Annotated in this window: 16 protein-coding genes; 13 read left to right on the plus strand and 3 right to left on the minus strand. The window is 68.0% G+C overall.

The genetic code is table 11. The annotated features are described in order from the left end of the window. The first annotated feature begins 216 nt into the window (after positions 1-216). From ACWEPG_RS27120 to ACWEPG_RS27155, 8 genes are all read left to right on the plus strand, one after another. Positions 217-981, plus strand: coding sequence for an MlaE family ABC transporter permease (locus ACWEPG_RS27120; protein ID WP_450116333.1), 765 nt, complete (start codon positions 217-219; stop codon positions 979-981). A 14-nt stretch (positions 982-995) separates the two neighbouring features. After that, positions 996-1,838 (plus strand): MlaE family ABC transporter permease, encoded by an 843-nt coding sequence (locus ACWEPG_RS27125; protein WP_450116342.1) that lies wholly within the window; start codon positions 996-998, stop codon positions 1,836-1,838. Between the two features lie 67 nt (positions 1,839-1,905). After that, the gene (locus tag ACWEPG_RS27130) at positions 1,906-3,045 is read left to right on the plus strand and encodes an MCE family protein (protein ID WP_452595766.1); all 1,140 of its coding nucleotides are present in this window, start codon (positions 1,906-1,908) and stop codon (positions 3,043-3,045) included. Then, a complete protein-coding gene (locus ACWEPG_RS27135) occupies positions 3,042-4,067 on the plus strand; it encodes an MCE family protein (RefSeq protein WP_450116335.1) in 1,026 nt (341 codons plus the stop codon). The genes ACWEPG_RS27130 and ACWEPG_RS27135 overlap by 4 nt, the downstream gene beginning before the upstream one ends. Before the next feature lie 85 nt (positions 4,068-4,152). Beyond that, complete coding sequence (locus ACWEPG_RS27140) at positions 4,153-5,223, plus strand: MCE family protein (protein ID WP_452595778.1); 1,071 nt, start codon at positions 4,153-4,155, stop codon at positions 5,221-5,223. A gap of 86 nt (positions 5,224-5,309) precedes the next feature. Then, on the plus strand, positions 5,310-6,569 hold the full coding sequence (locus tag ACWEPG_RS27145) for an MCE family protein (protein WP_452595779.1): 1,260 nt from the start codon (positions 5,310-5,312) through the stop codon (positions 6,567-6,569). Next, entirely contained in the window at positions 6,566-7,723 is a 1,158-nt protein-coding gene (locus ACWEPG_RS27150) for an MCE family protein (RefSeq protein WP_452595767.1), read from the plus strand. The genes ACWEPG_RS27145 and ACWEPG_RS27150 overlap by 4 nt, the downstream gene beginning before the upstream one ends. Further along, on the plus strand, positions 7,720-9,207 hold the full coding sequence (locus ACWEPG_RS27155; protein WP_452595768.1) for an MCE family protein: 1,488 nt from the start codon (positions 7,720-7,722) through the stop codon (positions 9,205-9,207). Before ACWEPG_RS27150 ends, ACWEPG_RS27155 begins: the two co-directional genes overlap by 4 nt. Positions 9,208-9,295: 88 nt before the next feature. Here ACWEPG_RS27155 and ACWEPG_RS27160 read toward each other — a convergent pair whose 3' ends face one another. After that, positions 9,296-10,042 (minus strand): TetR/AcrR family transcriptional regulator, encoded by a 747-nt coding sequence (locus tag ACWEPG_RS27160; protein ID WP_452595769.1) that lies wholly within the window; start codon positions 10,040-10,042, stop codon positions 9,296-9,298. A gap of 128 nt (positions 10,043-10,170) precedes the next feature. Beyond that, positions 10,171-11,391 (minus strand): CaiB/BaiF CoA transferase family protein, encoded by a 1,221-nt coding sequence (locus ACWEPG_RS27165; protein WP_450117113.1) that lies wholly within the window; start codon positions 11,389-11,391, stop codon positions 10,171-10,173. 205 nt (positions 11,392-11,596) lie between these two features. Here ACWEPG_RS27165 and ACWEPG_RS27170 point away from each other — a divergent pair, with 205 nt between their 5' ends. The 4 genes from ACWEPG_RS27170 to ACWEPG_RS27185 all read left to right on the plus strand — a co-directional run bounded on the left by ACWEPG_RS27170 (position 11,597) and on the right by ACWEPG_RS27185 (position 15,672). Beyond that, positions 11,597-12,043: a Zn-ribbon domain-containing OB-fold protein gene (locus tag ACWEPG_RS27170; RefSeq protein WP_450117112.1), complete on the plus strand. Its 447-nt coding sequence runs from the start codon at positions 11,597-11,599 to the stop codon at positions 12,041-12,043. Next, positions 12,040-13,173 (plus strand): thiolase family protein, encoded by a 1,134-nt coding sequence (locus tag ACWEPG_RS27175; protein WP_450117111.1) that lies wholly within the window; start codon positions 12,040-12,042, stop codon positions 13,171-13,173. The genes ACWEPG_RS27170 and ACWEPG_RS27175 overlap by 4 nt, the downstream gene beginning before the upstream one ends. Before the next feature lie 87 nt (positions 13,174-13,260). Continuing rightward, a complete protein-coding gene (locus ACWEPG_RS27180; RefSeq protein WP_450117110.1) occupies positions 13,261-14,799 on the plus strand; it encodes an aldehyde dehydrogenase family protein in 1,539 nt (512 codons plus the stop codon). Positions 14,800-14,823: 24 nt separating this feature from the next. Next, positions 14,824-15,672, plus strand: coding sequence for a mycofactocin-coupled SDR family oxidoreductase (locus ACWEPG_RS27185; protein ID WP_452595770.1), 849 nt, complete (start codon positions 14,824-14,826; stop codon positions 15,670-15,672). A 1,047-nt stretch (positions 15,673-16,719) separates the two neighbouring features. On the opposite strand, the gene ACWEPG_RS27190 is transcribed toward ACWEPG_RS27185, so the two are convergent. After that, positions 16,720-17,430, minus strand: a complete 711-nt coding sequence (locus ACWEPG_RS27190) for a hypothetical protein (RefSeq protein WP_452595771.1) — start codon at positions 17,428-17,430, stop codon at positions 16,720-16,722. A gap of 419 nt (positions 17,431-17,849) precedes the next feature. Between ACWEPG_RS27190 and ACWEPG_RS27195 the strand changes: the two genes are divergently transcribed. Continuing rightward, positions 17,850-18,098, plus strand: coding sequence for a hypothetical protein (locus tag ACWEPG_RS27195; RefSeq protein WP_452595772.1), 249 nt, complete (start codon positions 17,850-17,852; stop codon positions 18,096-18,098). Positions 18,099-18,194: the final 96 nt, after the last annotated feature.

Here is an 18,194-nt window from a genome sequence, read left to right on the forward strand (position 1 = left end):
GAAGGCTATCGGAACATCTACTGTTGGCCATGCGGTATCTGCTAGCATCGGCGCCTACGAGGCTCTGGTGACGCCGTAGCGGAGGCGAATCAGATTGGTGCCCCGGGTGGTTCGAGACACCGAACGCGCCGCGAATGGAGTGCGTCCGGTGGCCCGTTCCGAGGTTCCCGGAGCGTGGCGAGACCGCATTTCCCGTTGGGCCGACTTGGGGGCGCGATGAACAGTGTTGTGGCAGTCCCGTTACGGGCGGCAGGGGGCTTCTTCGATCTCGTGGTCGACGTGGCCCGCGCATCGTTTCGCCGGCCGTTCCAGTGGCGCGAGTACATCGAGCAGTCGTGGTTCGTTGCCCGCGTCTCGATCGTCCCCACCGTCCTGGTGGCCGTGCCGTTCACCGTGCTGGTGAGCTTCACCATCAACATCCTGCTGCGTGAGATCGGCGCCGCCGACCTCAGCGGTGCGGGTGCGGCGCTCGGATCGGTGACCCAGGTCGGTCCGGTGGTCACGGTGCTCATCGTGGCAGGTGCCGGCGCCACCGCGATCTGTGCGGACCTGGCCGCGCGCACCATCCGCGAGGAGATCGACGCGATGCGCGTACTGGGCATCGATCCGATCCAGCGGCTCGTTGTGCCCCGCGTCCTGGCCTCGACCACGGTCGCGCTCCTGCTCAACGGGCTGGTGTGCACCATCGGCATCGCCGGTGGATTCCTGTTCTCCGTGCTGCTCCAGGGCGTCAACCCGGGCGCCTTCGTCAACGGGATCACGCTGCTGACCGGACTCGGTGAACTGCTCATCTCCCAGGTCAAGGCCGGACTGTTCGGGCTGATCGCCGGTCTGATGGCCTGCTTCCTCGGACTGAACGTACGCGGCGGTCCCAAGAGCGTGGGGGATGCGGTCAACCAGACCGTCGTATTCGCCTTCATGGCGCTGTTCGTGGTCAACATCGTCGTGACCGCGGTCGGCATCTCCCTGACGGCGCGGTGACCGCCGTGGTCGACGTGGTTCGCAGCAGGTATCCGATCGCCCGCCGCCGGTACCGCCGGTCGCTCAATGCCGTGGACGGCTTCGGTGGCCAGGCGGTCTTCTACGCAAAAGCGTTGTGGCACACGCCCAAGGCGATCAAGCACTATCCCCGGGAGACCGTGCGTCTGGTCGCGGAGATCAGCATGGGAACGGGTGCGCTCGCGGTGATCGGTGGCACCGTGGTGATCGTCGGCTTCCTGACGCTGTTCACCGGCGGCACCATCGCAGTGCAGGGGTACAGCTCGCTCGGGAACATCGGCGTGGAGGCGCTGACCGGATTCTTCGCCGCGTTCGTCAACGTCCGGATCGCGGCCCCGGTGATCGCCGGCATCGGGCTCGCGGCCACGATCGGGGCCGGATCCACCGCCCAGCTCGGCGCCATGCGGGTCTCGGAGGAGATCGACGCACTGGAGACGATGGCGATCCCGTCGGTTCCGTACCTGGTCAGCACCCGAGTGGTCGCCGGGATGATCGCGATCGTCCCGCTCTATGCACTCGCGGTGGCCGCGTCCTTCGTCGCCAGCCGGTTCGCCACCGTGTGGATGTACGGGCAGTCGCCGGGCCTCTACGACCACTACTTCTCCACCTTCCTGGTACCCACCGACATCCTCTGGTCCTTCGTCCAGGCGATCGTGATGGCACTGGCGGTGATGCTCATCCACACCTACTTCGGCTTCCACGCCTCCGGTGGCCCCGTCGGGGTCGGCCTGGCGGTGGGCAACGCGGTGCGCGCTTCCCTGATCGTGGTGGTGACGGTGACCCTGCTCATCTCGCTGGTGGTGTACGGGATGTCCGGCAACTTCCACCTCACCGGATAGGCGGCGGCGCGTGGCGATGTCAGGTACCGAACTGTTCGACCGGCCCGTGCCTCGTCGGATCGTGGCAGTGGCATTCGCCACCGCGCTGGTCCTCGTCGTGGCCACCGCGCTGACCGCCTTCCTCGGCGGGTTCAGCCGCGCCGAGCGGGTCACCGTGGTGTCCCCGCGCGCAGGCCTGGTGATGGAACCGCAGGCCAAGGTCATGATGCGCGGCGTCGAGGTGGGCCGGGTGGCCTCCATCGACTACGACGGGGACGAGGCCGTCATCGCACTCGACATGGATCCGCACGGACTCGAGCAGATCCCCGCGAACGCCACGGTGGACATCAGGTCCACCACCGTGTTCGGCGCGAAGTACGTCAATTTCACACCGCCCGCGACGCCGACCGCCGGTTACCTCCAGGCGGGAACGACGCTCTCCGCGGAATCCGTCACGGTCGAGTTCAACACCCTGTTCGAGAATCTCGCCACCGTCCTGCACCGGGTGGAACCGGAGAAACTCAACGAAACGCTCGGCGCGATCTCCACCGCACTGCGCGGGCGAGGCGAGCGGATCGGCACCCTGATCGACGACACCGATGCACTCCTGCGGCAGATCAACCCGAGTCTGCCCGCGTTGCAACACGGTCTGTCCGCAGCCGCAACGGTGACCGGGGTGTACGCCGACACCGCCGACGACCTGCTGCGCACGGTCGACAACGTGACCTCGACCGGCCGGATGGTCACCGAGGAGGCGAGCGGCCTGCAGACCCTGCTGCTGGATGTCACCGGACTCGCCGACAACGCCACCGGGGTCCTCACCGACAACCAGCGCGACCTGACGTCCGCGATCGGCCTGCTGCGCCCGACCGCGGAACTGCTCGACGAGTACTCGCCGTCCATCTCGTGCATGCTGATCGGTCTCGACCTGCTCCGGCCGAAAGCCGAGGCGGTGGAAGGCGGTATGTCGCAGGGCTTCGCGCTGAGCGTGGGCATGACCTACGGCGTCGAGCCCTACACCTATCCGGAAAGCCTGCCGCGCGTGAACGCCTCGGGCGGACCGAACTGTGCCGACCTGCCGCACGTGCCCGGACCCGGAGATCGGCCACCGTTCGTGGTCACCGACAACGCGCCGGTGCCGTACGCGCCGCGGACGACGTCGATCACCAATCCGCCCAAGTTCTTCCAGGTGTTCTTCGACGGCCTCTACCCGGGGATGGGACAGTGAGCAGGAACGCGACGATCGTCAAGTTCGCCGTCTTCGCGGCGGTGATGGCCCTGATCTTCGCAGGGCTCGTTGTGGTCTTCAGCGAGGCCCGTTTCGCGTCCACGACCACCTACCACGGGGTGTTCACCAATTCGTCCGGGATGCACTCCGGTGCCAAGGTTCGCATCGCCGGCGCCGAGGTGGGCACCGTCACGGGCGTCGACCGCGGACGGGACAATCTCGCGCACGTCACCTTCGATGTGGAGGACACCTACTCGCTGCCCGCCGCGACACGTGCGACGATCCGCTACGAGAACCTGGTGGGGGATCGCTATCTCGAACTGGGCGAGGGGCCCGGATCGACGGAGCCCATGGCCGCCGGCGACACCATCCCGCTGTCGCAGACCGAACCCGCGCTGGACCTCGACCTGCTGCTCGGCGGCTTCAAGCCGCTGCTGCGCGGACTCGATCCGGATCAGGTCAACAGCCTGTCCGAGGCGCTGGTCCAGGTGTTCCAGGGGCAGGGCGACACCCTCGTCTCCCTGCTCGGCAGCACCGGGTCGTTGACCTCCACACTGGCGGAGCGAGACCAGGTGATCGGTGAGGTCATCGACAACCTGAACTCCGTCCTGGCGACCCTGGACGGCAAACGTGACGAGTTCTCCGGCACCCTCGACCGGCTCCAGCAACTCGTCAGCGGACTCTCCGCCGACCGGGACCCGATCGGCGACGCGATTCCGCGGATCGCCGACGCCACATCGGGACTGGCCGAGTTGCTGCAGGCCGGCCGCCCCGACCTGCAGAAGACCATCGAACAGACCGGCATCCTGGCGGGCAATCTGGATGCGAGCAGCGACACGCTGGAGGAGAACCTGCAGGCCCTGCCGGACGTCTACCGCCGGCTGAGCCGCCTCGGCGCGTACGGCTCCTTCTTCCAGTTCTACATCTGCACCGCCTCGTTGCGCTTCAGCGCCGGCGACGGCCAGACCATCAAGATCAAGGTTCCCGGATCGAGCAACGAGGGAAGGTGCGGACCGAAATGAGCCGACCCGAGGACTTTCGCTGCGTGGCCGAAATGGCGTCCGTACCAGTGAGAACAAGCGGGGGGATCGGGTGAGCGGGCGGCCGATGAACCCCGACGCCGCGGGGCGGCGCCTGCTGCGTCGCGGGACGGTGGGCACCGTCCTCGCGGTGGCGGTGGTGCTCGCCGCCCTGCAGTACGCCAAGCTGCCGTTCCTGCACTCTGGACTGCAGTACCGTGCGGTGTTCGTCGACGCAGGCGGACTGCTGCCCGGTGACAAGGTCCAGGTTGCCGGGATCACCTCCGGATCGGTCGACCGCATCGACATCGAGGGCGACCGGATCGTGGTGTCGTTCACCCTGGCCGAGGACGTCGCCCTCGGTGACCGGACGACCGCGGCCGTCAAGACAAACACCATCCTCGGACGCAAGTCCCTCGCCGTCGTTCCCGAGGGCGCGGGTCGGCTGCCTGCGCGGGGCACCATCTCCGACGACCGCACCACCTCGCCGTACTCGCTGACCGATGCGCTCGGCGATCTGACGGGCACGGTGCACGACCTCGACACCGTGCAGCTGAACTCGGCCCTCGACGCGATGTCGGGTGCGCTGTCCGGCACACCGCAGCCCCTCGGGGAGGCGGTGCGCGGCATCACCGATCTCACCACCGCCCTGAACCAGCGGGACGCCGGGCTCGAGGAACTCCTGGCGAAGGCGCACTCGGTCACGACGGTGCTCGCGCAGCGAGGTGACCAGATCAACGCCCTCCTGCTCGACGGCAACGACCTGCTCGGGGAACTCGAGCGGCGCCGGGACGCGATCACCGAACTCATCTCGAGCGTGTCGGCGGTCTCGAGGCAGCTGAGCGGGGTGGTCCACGACAACGAGGCACAGCTCGGTCCGACCCTGCAGAAGCTCGACCAGGTGACCGCCCTGCTCATCCGCAACCGCGACAGCCTCGTCGGCGCCCTCGACGGGCTCGGCCCGTACTCGACCGCCCTCGGCGAGGCGGTGGGCAGCGGGCCCTACTTCCAGGCCTTCGTTCAGAACTACGCGGCCGGCGAGTTCCTGGCCCCGCTGATGAGTTCCCTGGTCAATCCGGGCCAGCTGCCGAAGGACCTGCAGGCACTGATGGACCCGCCGCCGAGCATCGAGAAGTACCAGGGGGTGAACCCGCGATGAAACCGTTCACGAGTGGACCGACGGCGAAGCCGTCCGCGAGTGCGCTGACCGCACTGCGTCCCAGCCGGACCGTGCTGCGCTGGGGGATGGTCGCCGTGCTCGTCGCGGCACTGGCCGTGGCCGGATACCTGGTGGTCGACCGCGCCACGCACTACCGGCTGTCGGCCCGGTTCCCGTCCACCACCGGCCTCTACCAGGGCGACGACGTGCGTGTGATGGGAGTACGGGTTGGCACGGTGGAGCGGATCGAACCGGGACGGGACTCGTCGGTGGTGACGATGTCGCTCGACCGCGGTGTCGAGATTCCCGAGGACGCCAAGGCCGTGATCATGGCGACGTCCCTGGTGTCCGGGAGGTTCGTGCAGCTGACCCCGGCCTTCACCGGAGGAGTGACGCTGGCCGCGGGCACCGAGATCCCCCTCGAACGCACCGCCGTTCCGGTCGAGTGGGACGAGATCAAGAACGAGCTCGACAAACTCACCGACGCTCTCGGTCCCCAGGCCGACGATCCGCAGGGCTCGTTCGGCCGGTTCGTCGACACCGCAGCCGACAACCTGGACGGCAACGGTCCGGCGCTGAACGCCGCGCTGCGCGAACTGTCGCACACGATGAGCACGCTCTCGGATGGTCGCACAGACCTGCTCGGCACGATCCGCAACCTGCAGACGTTCGTCACCGCACTGTCGAACAGCAACTCCCAGATCGTCCAGTTCGGGGGACGGCTGGCCACCGTCGGGGACGTCCTCGCGTCCAGCTCCGATCAGCTCGGGACCGCACTGACCGACCTGGACACGGCAGTCGGGGATGTGCAGCGGTTCCTCGGTGCGAACACCGACCAGCTGGCGCACAGTGTCACCGAACTCGCCACCGCGACACAGGTTCTCGCGGACAAGCGTCCGGAGATCGAGCAGGTCCTGCACATCGCCCCGACCGCCCTGGTGAACTTCTACAACCTGTACCAACCCGCCCAGGGCACCCTGACCGGGGTGTTCGGCCTCAACGAGGTCGCCAATCCGGCGGCGTTGCTGTGCGGTGCCATCGAGGGCACCGCGAACGAGGGCACCGAACGCACCGGCGAGCTCTGTCGTCAATACCTGGCGCCGCTGATGAACGGGATGATCGTGAACTACCCGCCGATCATGACCAACCCGGTCAGCGGCATCACCGCCTTCCCCGATCAGCTGGAGTTCCAGCCGCCGAGCGTCGAGGCGCAGGTGGCCTCGAAGACCACGGCAGCGGGGGCCACGGCCCCCGGCGCGGCCGGAGACATCACCCGGCCCGTGGCCGGAAATGCCACTGCTCCCACCGATCTCGGTGCTCTGCTCCTCCCCGGAGGTACCCGATGAACGTCCGGATCACGACCATGCCGAGGCTGCGCCGGGGTGTGTTCGCACTCGCCACCTCGATCGCGGTGGCGCTGTCGGTGTCAGGCTGCGAGTGGGACGGCCTGAACTCGGTGCCGATGCCGGGGGCGCGGGGGACCGGCGAGGACTCCTACGAGGTTGCCGTCCAGTTGCCGAATGCCACCACGCTGACGCAGAACTCGCCGGTGCGGGTCGACGACGTGACCGTCGGGTCGGTCCGGAGGATCGCCGCCGAGGGTTGGCACGCAATGGTCACCATCGGTCTCGACGCGGATGTGGTGCTCCCGGCGAACGTGACCGCGCGGATCGGGCAGACCAGTCTGCTCGGTTCCAACCACCTCGAGTTGGCCCCGCCCACGGACGTCGCACCGGAGGGGCGTCTGGAGGCCGGTGACGTCATCCCTCTGGAGCGGGCCGGTGCCTTCCCGACCACGGAGCAGACCCTCTCGGCGCTGTCCGTCGTGCTCAACGGCGGTGGCCTGGCGCAGCTGCAGGACATCACCCGTGAGCTCGACACCGCTCTCGGTGGTCGGGGTGAGACGACCAGAGATGTACTGGTGAAACTGAACTCGCTCACCTCCGGGTTGAACGATCAGCGCGGCGACATCGTGGCGGCCCTGGACGGACTGGAGCGCCTCTCGGGCGAGTTCGACCAGGACCGGCAGGTGCTGACGAACGCCCTGGACGGACTCCCTCCGGCGCTGGACGTGCTGGTCGGACAACGGCAGGACATCACCACGGCGGTCACCTCCGTGGGGCGGCTCGCCGCGGTGACGAACCAGATCCTCGACACCAGCGGCGCAGACCTGCAGGCGGACCTGAAGCACCTGGCGCCGGTCCTGCAGACACTGGCCGGTACCGGGGAGCACCTCGCCGGCGTCATGTCGCTCCTGCCGACCTTCCCATTCTCGACGAAGAACATGGACAAGTGGCTGCTCGGTGACTACGCGAACCTGGACATCAACCTCGACCTGACGAACGCCCGGCTCGACAACAACTTCCTGATCGGCACCCCGCTGGGTGGGACCCTCGGCGGGGTCGAGGGGGCTCTCGGCACCGTGGCCGGCGTTGCCGGCCACGCCACCGATCCGTTGCGCGCGCCCGTGGGCGGTGCCACCCCCGGAGGCGCACCGTGACCCTGACCCGATTCGTGCGCGGCCAGCTGGTCGTCTTCGCCGTCCTCACCGTCATCGGCCTCGTCGTCATGGCGACCTCCTACATCCGGGTGCCCGCAATGGTGGGCATCGGCCGCTACCGGGTCACTGTGCAACTCGAGGCGAGCGGCGGTCTGTACCCCCACGCCAACGTCGCCTATCTCGGTACGAACGTCGGCACGGTCGACTCCGTCGTGCTTGGCCCGGGCGGCGTCGACGCCCACCTGACGATCTCCCGTGACCACCCGATCCCCGCCGACGTGCTGGCGCGGGTCCGCAGTGTGTCGGCGATCGGCGAGCAGTACGTCGACCTCGTCCCGCCGCAGGGCACTGCCGGCGATCCGGGCGCCGCGAGCGATACCGGGGATCTGTCCGACGGTGCCGTGATCCCGGTGCAGCGGACCGAGCTCCCGCAGGATGTCGGCGCGATCCTCGATCAGGCCGACCGGCTGCTCGACGGCATCGCCGACACCAAACTGCACGAACTCGTCGAGGGGGCGTTCGAGGCCTTCAACGGCACGGGGCCGGACCTGCAGCGGCTGCTGGATTCCGCGCAGTTGCTGGTGCAGGAGGCCCTGGACGGTGCGGAGCCGACGCGGACCCTGATCGAGCAGGCCGGTCCACTGCTCGACACCCAGGTCGAGAGCGCCGACGCGATCCGGTCCTGGACCGCCGACCTCGCACGCGTCACCGACCAACTGCGGGAGAGCGAACCACAGCTGCGGTCGCTGATCGAGCACGGTCCCGCCGCGGTGCACGAGGCCGACCGGCTGTTCGCCGAACTGAAGCCGACGCTGCCGCTGCTCCTGGCGAACCTGGTCAGCGTCGGGCAGGTCACCAGCATCTACAACCCCAGCATCGAACAGGTCCTGGTCGTCTTCCCGCCGCTGATCGCGGCCCTCGGCACCGTCGTGCGTGGACCGCTCGAGGACGGTGCCCTGGTCGACTTCCACCTGCAGTTCGGCGACCCGCCGGCGTGCACCACCGGGTTCCTGTCGTCCACGCAATGGCGGTCGCCCGACGACCTGTCGGTGCCGGACACACCGTCGAACCTGTTCTGCAAGGTTCCGCAGGACAGTCCGATGGTGGTGCGCGGCGCACGCAACGCGCCCTGCATGGAGTACCCGGGCAGGCGCGCCGCGACGGTGGAGGAGTGCCGCAGCGGTGAGCCGTACGCCCCCGAAGGGGACAACCCCTGGCGTTCGGCTCATCCGGCACCCAGTGTGGAAGGTGGCCGCGCCGCGTCCGGCGTGGAAAGTGGCCGCGCCGCGGACGGGGTGCAGGTGCAGCCGTTCTCGTACGGCGAGTCGGGTCGACCCCAGCCCGCGGCGCGACTGTACGACCCGCAGACGGGTGTCTACGTCGGCCCCGACGGACGCCGCTACACGCAGCCGGGCATCGCCCCCGGCGGAGCCGCTCGGGAGGCTCCCGCCTGGCAGGACCTGATGACCGCGCAGCAGGGTTGATCGCACAGCAGGGTTGTGCGCGGGATGAGGGACCGGCGTGGCGTGGAGTCGGGAAGCCTTGCGGCCGAGCCCGCTTCGGGTGAGCGGGCTACTTCGCTTTGCGCGCGGGGCGCCGGCTTGCCTTCGCCGGCGGCCGCTGGGCGCCGATCGCCGATGCGGCGTGGTCGAGGATGCACTCGAGGCCGTACTCGAAGTTGCTGTCGTCCGGGGCGGCACCGCTGCGTCCCTGGGCGGCGGCCTCCGCGAGGAGCGGGGTGTCCTCCGCGGTGATCCTCAGGTCCTCGTAGTAGGCATGCGAATTGGGGTCGGCGGCCTTCGCCTTGTCGCCCAGTCGGGCGAGGACGACGGATCCGCGCACATGCAGCTGGACAGCGGCGAAGGTGTCGAATGCCTCGGGCAGGGGGAGGCCGGCGTCGACGAGGTCGGCGACGATCCGCTCGATGTAGCGGGCGCCGAGCTGGCCATGGGTCGGGCTCAGGGTCGAGCGGATCAGGATCAGGTCGATCAGGATCGGGTTGGCCAGGAACGTGGCTCGCATGCCGCGGGCGAACGCGGTCAGCCGGTCGCGCCAGTCGCCGTCCTCGGGGACCGAGACGGCGCCGATGTACCGCGCGACGGCCCGCTCCGTCATCGCGTTGAGCAGGTCGTCCTTCTTGCGGAAGTACCAGTAGATGCTGGTCACGCCGACTCCGAGATGCTTACCGAGCATCGGCATGCTCAGGTTGTCGAGCGAGACCTGCTCGGCGAGCTCGAACGCACCGGCGATGATGTCCTCGGGATCGATCGAACCCCGCTCCCGGCGTTGCCGTTTCGGTTGCGTGTCCTGCGTGGCCATACCCGAGCACCTCCGTTGTGTCCCCGCGATCCTATCGGTTCGCACGGATTTACCGTGAGCGGCCCGGTAAGGGTGTCGCGGGGACGACGGCCGGGTGCGGCCGCGGCGGCGAGCCGGAGCCCGAGCTGTCAGAGGACGGCGCCGGACTCCTTCGCGGCGATGATGGCGTCCCAGTCCAGTCCCAGCTCCAGCAGGATCTCCTCGGTGTGCTCCCCGTGCTCGGGGGAGCGCGACGGTACGGCCGGAGACTCGTCGAACTGCACCGGTGCGCTGACGGTCCGGTACGGGTTGCCCGCGTCGTCCGTCAGGGTCATCAGGTAGCCGTTCGCCTCGACCTGTGGGTCCTCGAGCACGTCGGCCGGTGAGGTGAGCGTGGCCCACACGCCGGGCTCGTCGGCCATGATCTTCTGCCACTCGGCGAGGTCGCGTTCGGCGAAGATCGCGCGCAGTTCCGCGGTGGCCTCGTCCTTGTTGAGGGTCAGGTTGGCCAGCGGCGTGAAGCGCGGGTCCACGCCCAGGTCCGGACGCCCGATGCGCTCGCAGAAGCCCTTCCAGTAGCGGTCGGCCTGCAGGAACATCAGTTGGACCCAGCGGTCGTCGCGGGTGCGGTACCGGTTGACCGCGGGGTTCGGTGCATCTCCCGGCGCGTACGGGGGGATGCGGTCGATGCCGTAGTAGTCGGCGGCGGCGATGTCCGGTGCCACCGCCCACATGCCCTGTGCCAGAAGGGAACTGTCGACGATGGCGGCGTGCCCGGTGCGTTCGCGGTGGAACAGTGCCGTGGCGATGCCGCCGGCGAGGGTGATCCCGCCCTGGAGATCGCCGAAGGCCGGGCCCTGGGCGAACGGGAACTCCTGCCCGTCCGGAGTGAGTGCGTAGGCGACGCCGGCGCGGGCGGTGTACGAGGACCCGTCGAAACCGCCGCGATCGCGGTCCGGTCCACGGCTGCCCTGTCCGCTGCCGCGCGCGATGATGATGTTCGGGTTCATCTCGCGGATGATGTCGACGGAGAGGTCGGCCCGCTCGAGCTGACCCGGGAGCCAGTTCGTGAGCAGCACATCGGCCTTCGCGACGAGCTTGGCGAAGATCTCCCGGCCGCCGGGGGTCTTGATGTCGAGACCGATGCTGCGCTTGCCGTGGTTGCCGATCTCCATCATGAAGTTGGCGCGCACGCGCGAGTCCTGGGGCGTCAGCCCGCCGACGGTGAGGTACCGGCACGGATCGCCGCCGTGGGGGTCTTCGATCTTGATCACGTCGGCGCCCCAGTCGTGCAGGGCCGCGCCTGCGCTGGGGACGTAGGTCCAGGAGGCCAGTTCGACGACCGTGACACCGTCCATCAGTCCGGACATCCGCGTTCCCTTCTCTGCTGTGAGTGTGCGTGTCTGTTGTGAGTTCGAGAGGGAAGACGCCGGCGGAATCGCTGGCGTGGCCCTTGCGATGGAGCGTACTGTAAGAATTACAGTGAGTCACCCAATCGGTGTGGATGGGAGTGGGATGAGGACGGTGAGGACCGCGGAGGAGTCGCCGGCCGGGAGCCCGGCCGGAGGAAGTCCGGTGGCCGAGAAGTCGCGCCCGGTACCGGATCCCGTGACGGCGTTCTACTGGGAGGCGGCCGCCCGAGGCGAACTCGTCGTCCAGGGATTCGAGGGGACCGACCACCTGCAGTACCCGCCCGAACCGGTCGCCGAGGGGCATCTCGGCCCGGTGGGCCCGAGCCGGGCCGTTCCGGTGAGCGGACGCGGTCGCCTCTACGCGTACACGGTGCTGCACCAGGCCTTCCATCCCGCATACGTCGGTGAAGGGCCGCTGATCATCGCGCTGACCGAACTCGACGACGCGCCCGGCGTGCGGATCCTGACCAACATCTTCGGCGCCGATCCCGGCGAGCTGCGGATCGACATGCCCCTCGAGGTCACCTTCGAACCCCGAGGAGAGTGGAGCATCCCGCAGTTCCGGCCTGCCGGCGGCACCACCTCGGTCGCGGCCGGAGCCGCCTCGTGAGCCGCGCCCGCGCCGCAGTCGTCGGGGTCGGCTACTCGACCATCCATCGCGAGCGGGGAGTCGACTGCCGGCCACTGGTGGTCGACGCGGCCCGCGCCGCCCTCGACGACGCCGGGCTGAGTGTGGCCGACGTGGACGGAATCTTCGAGTACGCAGGCGACGAGGGCGCCCACGACGTCGCGCGCATGCTCGGCGTCGACAATCTCGTCACCTACGCCGACTACACGGCGCGCTGCCCTTCGGCGATCACCGCCGCACTCGGTGCCGAGATGGCGGTGCTCTCCGGAGCGTGCGAGGTGGCGCTGGTGGTGCGTTCGGTGACCCGGGAGTGGGGTACCCAGAGCGGACGCGCCGTGCCCGCGGCGGTCGGCCGATCGCAGTTCGAGGTCCCGTACGGGGTCATGGGCGGTGTGATCCCGGTGATGGGCATGCGAAAACAGCGCCGACTGGCCGAATTCGGTGGCAGCGAGGACGATTACGGACACCTGTCGGTGGGCGCCCGCAAGTGGGCCGCACTCAACGATCGTGCCGTGCTGCGCGATCCGATCACCCTCGACGACTACCACGCCTCGCGTTTCGTCGCGGAGCCGCTGCGGCTGCTGGACTGCGACTATCCGGTGACGGGTGTCTGCGCGGTGGTCGTGACCACGGCCGAACGGGCCGCCTACCTCGCGCAGGTTCCGGTGACCATCGACTCGAGCTCCATGGGCACCGGCGCCCATCCGGACTGGACCTTCACCCCCGACTTCGTCTTCGGTGGAACCCGGCGCTGCTCGGAGAACATGTGGCGCAAGGCATCCGTGGGCCCGGCCGACGTGGACGTCGCCGAGCTGTACGACGGATTCACCCACATCACCATCTCCTGGGTCGAGGCGATGGGCCTGTGCGGCATCGGCGAGTTCGGCGAATGGGTCGACCAGGGCCGGACCATCGCGCCCGGCGGTCGCCTGCCCCTCAACACCACCGGCGGGCAGCTGGCCGAGGGCCGGTTGCACGGACTGAGCTTCCTGGCCGAGGCGGTGGTGCAGCTGCGCGGCCAGGCCGGCGCCCGGCAGGTGCCCGGTGCCGAGGTGGCCGTCGTCGCAAACGGTTTCGGACCGCAGTGCGCGTCGATGGTGCTCACCCGATGATCCGGACCGCCGCGACGACGGCGCACACCGCGGCGACCTGCCGCACCGAAACCGCGAGATCGACACCAGCAAACGTGAGGAGCAATCGTGAGTGAGGTCGTGTCGGACGCCGCCGCCCCCAGCGTCGCGCTGGGAGAGCGGGCGGCGGGCCGGGCCGAGCCCCGCATGTTGATCGACGGGCACCTGGTCGGCGCCGCCTCCGGCGCCACCTACCCGAACGTCTCCCCGGCAACCGGGCTGGTGCTCGGCGACGCGGCGGCGGCCGGCGCCGAGGACATGGACCGGGCGATCGGGGCGGCCCGGCGCGCCTTCGACGACGGTGTCTGGGCGACGGACCGGGCACTGCGCGCCCGCTGCCTCGAGCAGTTGCAGGAAGCCCTCGAGTCCGAACGCGAAGACCTGCGCGAGGAACTCGTCGCCGAGGTCGGAGCCCCGCTGATGTCGACCACCAACGCTCAGCTGGACTGGCCGCTCGCCGACGCGCTGCGCTACCCGGCCCGCCTGATCGGCGAGTTCGAGTGGGAGCGGGAACTCGGCGGCAGCGCCCTGTTCGGGGCACACACCCAGCGCACCGTCGTGAAGGAACCGGCCGGTGTGGTCGCGGCGATCACCCCGTCGAACTATCCGGTCGAGGTGATCCTGAACAAGCTCGGCCCCGCGCTGGCGGCCGGCAACACGGTCGTCCTCAAGGCGGATCCGAACACACCGTGGAACGCGACCCGGCTGGGTCGCCTGATCGCGGAGCGCACCGACATCCCCGCCGGCGTGGTGAACGTGGTGACCACGCCCGACAACGAGGTCGCGGCACGCCTGGCCGTGGACCCCCGGGTCGACCTGATCTCGTTCACGGGCTCCACCGAGGTGGGCCGCCGCCTCATGCGTGACGCCGCCGGCACCATGAAGCGCACCTTCCTCGAACTCGGCGGAAAGTCGGCGCTCGTCGTTCTCGAGGACGCCGACCCGTCGAAGATCGTGATGGGCGCCATCGGAGCCTGTTCGCACGCCGGGCAGGGCTGCGCCATCAACAGCCGCCTGCTCGTTCACCGCTCCCTGTTCGACCGGGCGGTCGCGGACGTGACCACGGCGTTCTCCGCGGTTCCCGTCGGCGACCCCGCCGACCCGGGCACCTTCGTCGGACCGCTGATCAACGCCCGCGCGCAGCGGCGGGTGCTGGAGATGATCGACCGGGCCCGCAGCGAGGGCGCCGAGATCACCACCGGGGGCGGACCCGCGACCGGGCTGCCCGCGCACCTGTCCGGCGGCCACTTCGTGACGCCGACGGTCGTGGTCGGCGTCGACAACGGCGCGGCGATCGCGCAGGACGAGGTCTTCGGCCCCGTCCTCGTGGTGGTGCCGTTCGACGACGACGAGGACGCGGTACGCATCGCCAACGACAGCGCCTTCGGTCTCGCCGGCGCGGTGATGTCGGGGTCGAACGAGCGTGGAATGGCGTTCGCCCGGCGGATCCGGACCGGTTCCTTCGGCGTCAACGGCGGCATGTTCTACGGCGCCGACGCGCCGTTCGGCGGCTACAAGAACAGCGGCCTCGGACGGCAGTGCGGCATCGAGGGATTCGCCCAGTACACGGAAACCAAGACCATCGGCTGGCGGACACCCAGGCGGTGACCTCGTCACAGAAAGGCGGAACAGGTGGGAAAGCTCGACAACAAGATCGCGGTCGTCTCGGGAGCGGCACGAGGCCAGGGACGTTCGCACGCGGTGAACCTCGCCGCGGAAGGGGCGAGCATCATCGCCCTCGACGTCTGCGCGGACCTCGACGGCAACACCTATCCACTGGCCCGGCCGGAGGATCTCGACGAGACCGCCCGGCTGATCGAGAAGGAGGGTGTGCGGGTGCACACGGCGATCGTCGACGTGCGTGAGCGCAGTGCCGTCTGGAAGGCGATCGCGGATGGCGTCGAGGAACTCGGTGGGCTCGACATCGTGGTGGCCAATGCCGGTATCTGCCCGATGGGCAAGGGTCAGACGCTTCAGTCCTGGTCGGACACCATCGACACCGACCTCGGCGGTGTGTTCAACGTGATCCAGGGCAGCCTGCCGCACCTGAAGGAGGGCTCGTCGATCATCGCGACCGGCTCGCTCGCCGCCCAGTTGGGCAGCGCGACCAACCAGGGGCCGGGCGGATCCGCCTACAGCCTGGCCAAGCAGATGGTCGCCCGCTACGTCAACGATCTGTCGATCCAGCTGGCACGCAGGATGATTCGCGTCAATGCCGTGCACCCGACCAACGTGGACACCGACATGCTGCACAACGAGGGCATGTACAAGGTGTTCCGGCCCGACCTGGAGGCGCCCACCCGCGAGCAGGCGGAGCTCGCCTTCCCCGCGATGCAGGCGATGCCGGTGCCGTACATCTCGCCGCAGGACGTCTCCGACGCGGTCGTCTTCCTGGCCTGCGATGCGTCGAAGTTCATCACCGGCACCCAGTTGCGCATCGACGCCGGCGGGTACGTCAAGAACGTGCCCTGGAAGGGGTAGGCCTCGGGACGGGTACGGACCGTTCGGGCCGCTCGTTCGGGTGAAGGGCAGCGAACCCGAAAGTCGGCGGGGATCACTCGATCTAACCGTTCGGTATTCCACCTCGGCGCCCGGAGTGGGAGTAGATCTCTCGCGGGCTCGGGTTTGTGACTTCAGGTTCTGAGTCCTTGCCGCAGTTGCGACCTACAGCAGAGGCGTGATTGCTTCACGGAGCACCTCTCGGGTCGGAAGCGTCAGGTGGCTGGTGGCTGGTTCCAAACCGATCGCTGGCCACGATGTGACCAGCGGTAGGTTGCTCGAGGCTGGGAGCGGTGAAACTTCGAAAAGGAACTCACGCCGATAGGTGCCGGGATGCTGGTGCCAGCCTTCCGTGCTACGGCGTCGGGTGGGTTGAAGTGCAGGGTCTTCGAGGGCCCTCAGCTGAAGCTGTTCCCCCCGGTAGTCCCCGCGCCTGGGCTGCCCAGTATCGGGGTCGCGCTCGGCAGCCGCAACGAACTGAGCCTTCATGCGCTCCGCTTGGCGGCCCGCGGCGACGACAACTATGGCTAGGTCGAGCCCCGACGAGTAGGCGACGATCTCACGCAGTCCCACGATAATGTGGGCAGTTCGTGCAAGTACCGCAGAACCATGTGCGATTGCACCGATCTCGGCTGCGTCTGGAGGCACGATCCGTTGGCCCCATACCATCATTTGAGCTTGTCACAGACTTCCAGGTCTTGGCACGGGACTGCCGACACGTGGTGAATCGCAGGGGCAGAAGGGCGGGTGTCTGATCTGCCCGCTAGCTGGGCTTTTGGCTTCTTGGGCGAAGTTGCGGTGGATGTCGAGGACGTCGCGGTGACGCCGCACCTGCAGTCGCACGCCGGCGGGGTGGGAATGCGACACATGCGCGGCGATCGAGGGATGACACCGGCCTCGTGACCCAGATGCAGCGGGTAGCCGTCCATTCAGGCCGGCTACCCGCCCCGGAAGGTGATCGCGGCACCCACCGAAGAACGGAGTGAGCAATTACGTCACCGTCTACACCAAGCTGTCCTGCGTGGGCCGCTATTGTCCTCCACCGTGGGATGGATTATCCCGTGGGCCATACCAGCCCATCGCAGGAGATAGAACCGACCCCTGTGGATAGCTTTGAGGTGGATAGCTTTGAGGAGCACCCATCGGCCCGGGCACTCCGGTAGGCCTCACCGAGGCGCTCGTGGGTCGCCTCGCGGCACGCCCTTCTATCGACACCGCCCACGCTCGAAGCCCCAAAGCCAGAACCATGAGAAAGGCAAACATGACGGCGACGCCACCCCACTCTTCGCTGGTGTAGTCATCGAAGTTCGGGATATCAAATGCGTACACAACCACCCAGAACGGGAGGAACAGGTAGAGGACAATGCAGTAAAGAACTCGAAGGAGCTGAGCTGACACGCGTTTGAACGGGTAGGCCAACAGCACTCGGCGCATCACTGAATACTGGCCCTCTGGCCTCGTAGTTGGGCGCATGGACTCACTAACCTGCGAGATCGCTTCTTTCAACCATCTCTGTACGGTTTCCTGTGCAGATTGCAGTTCATCGGAACCGACACCGACAGTCTGCTTCGCATTCCACCAGTCGGTGATGAAGGAAATTCTGTGCGTGGCGTCATCAATTGCATACTTCCGCCGCCCCCTGTCGGATCGGCGTTCGTACACGTCTCTCAGCACGATGCCTAGCGCGCCCAGTATCGCCGTGACGACCGGAACCAGCAACACAGCCACATACTCTTTCATCTTGACCTCCGCGTACTACGGCAATGCCCGCCAAACCAAAGCTTGGTCCTCAACGCGGCTGGTCCGCACGAGTACCTGACTACTCGAAAGTGATCGATTCAGGCCACTAGACCCAGGCAGTTTCGCGGGATCCCGAGTACGGAGGGTTGGAGCGGCTCAGCATAGGGCGAGGTCCGCTGGCGATGGTGAACCGGACCGAGCTTGTTGGCGGCCGACCACCCCGGACCCCCTCGCCCCTGCTGGGCCGGATGGTCGCTGTGATCACTCCGTCTTCGATGACCGCACCCGAAGGCGTGATTCGAGTGGATGACTACTCGTTCGCGAACGATGAACGCCAGCCCAAGGTGGACTAATTGAGGCCCCAAACACCCTCCATCGGCTATCCCACGGGTAACGCCCAACCTTGAGAGCGAGTCGTCATGAAGAATCTGCCGCGCGAACTCAATTCCACGCAAGCTCAGGCACTCGACAAAGTCGACAAGATCGTTGGCGAGGCAATGGAGCAGGCACAGACTCTCATCCGCGAGAACTTCGACGGTGAACCCAACCCATCGGGCCGCCGCTGTCTGCGATGCAGCAACTGCTCGGATTTCCAGCGGTCAAGCGATGGCTTGCTCTGTCGGCGCCGGGACTGCGGCCACCACTATGCAAGTCATGACATCTACTAGTTGTGATGTCCAGGCACGTTGGTCAGTCTGGTGACCGGTGGCTGGCCGCCGATGGCGGAGTGGGGTCGGTGGTGATTGTAGAAGTGCAGCCAGCCG

Source organism: Rhodococcus sp. NPDC004095, from assembly GCF_053604015.1.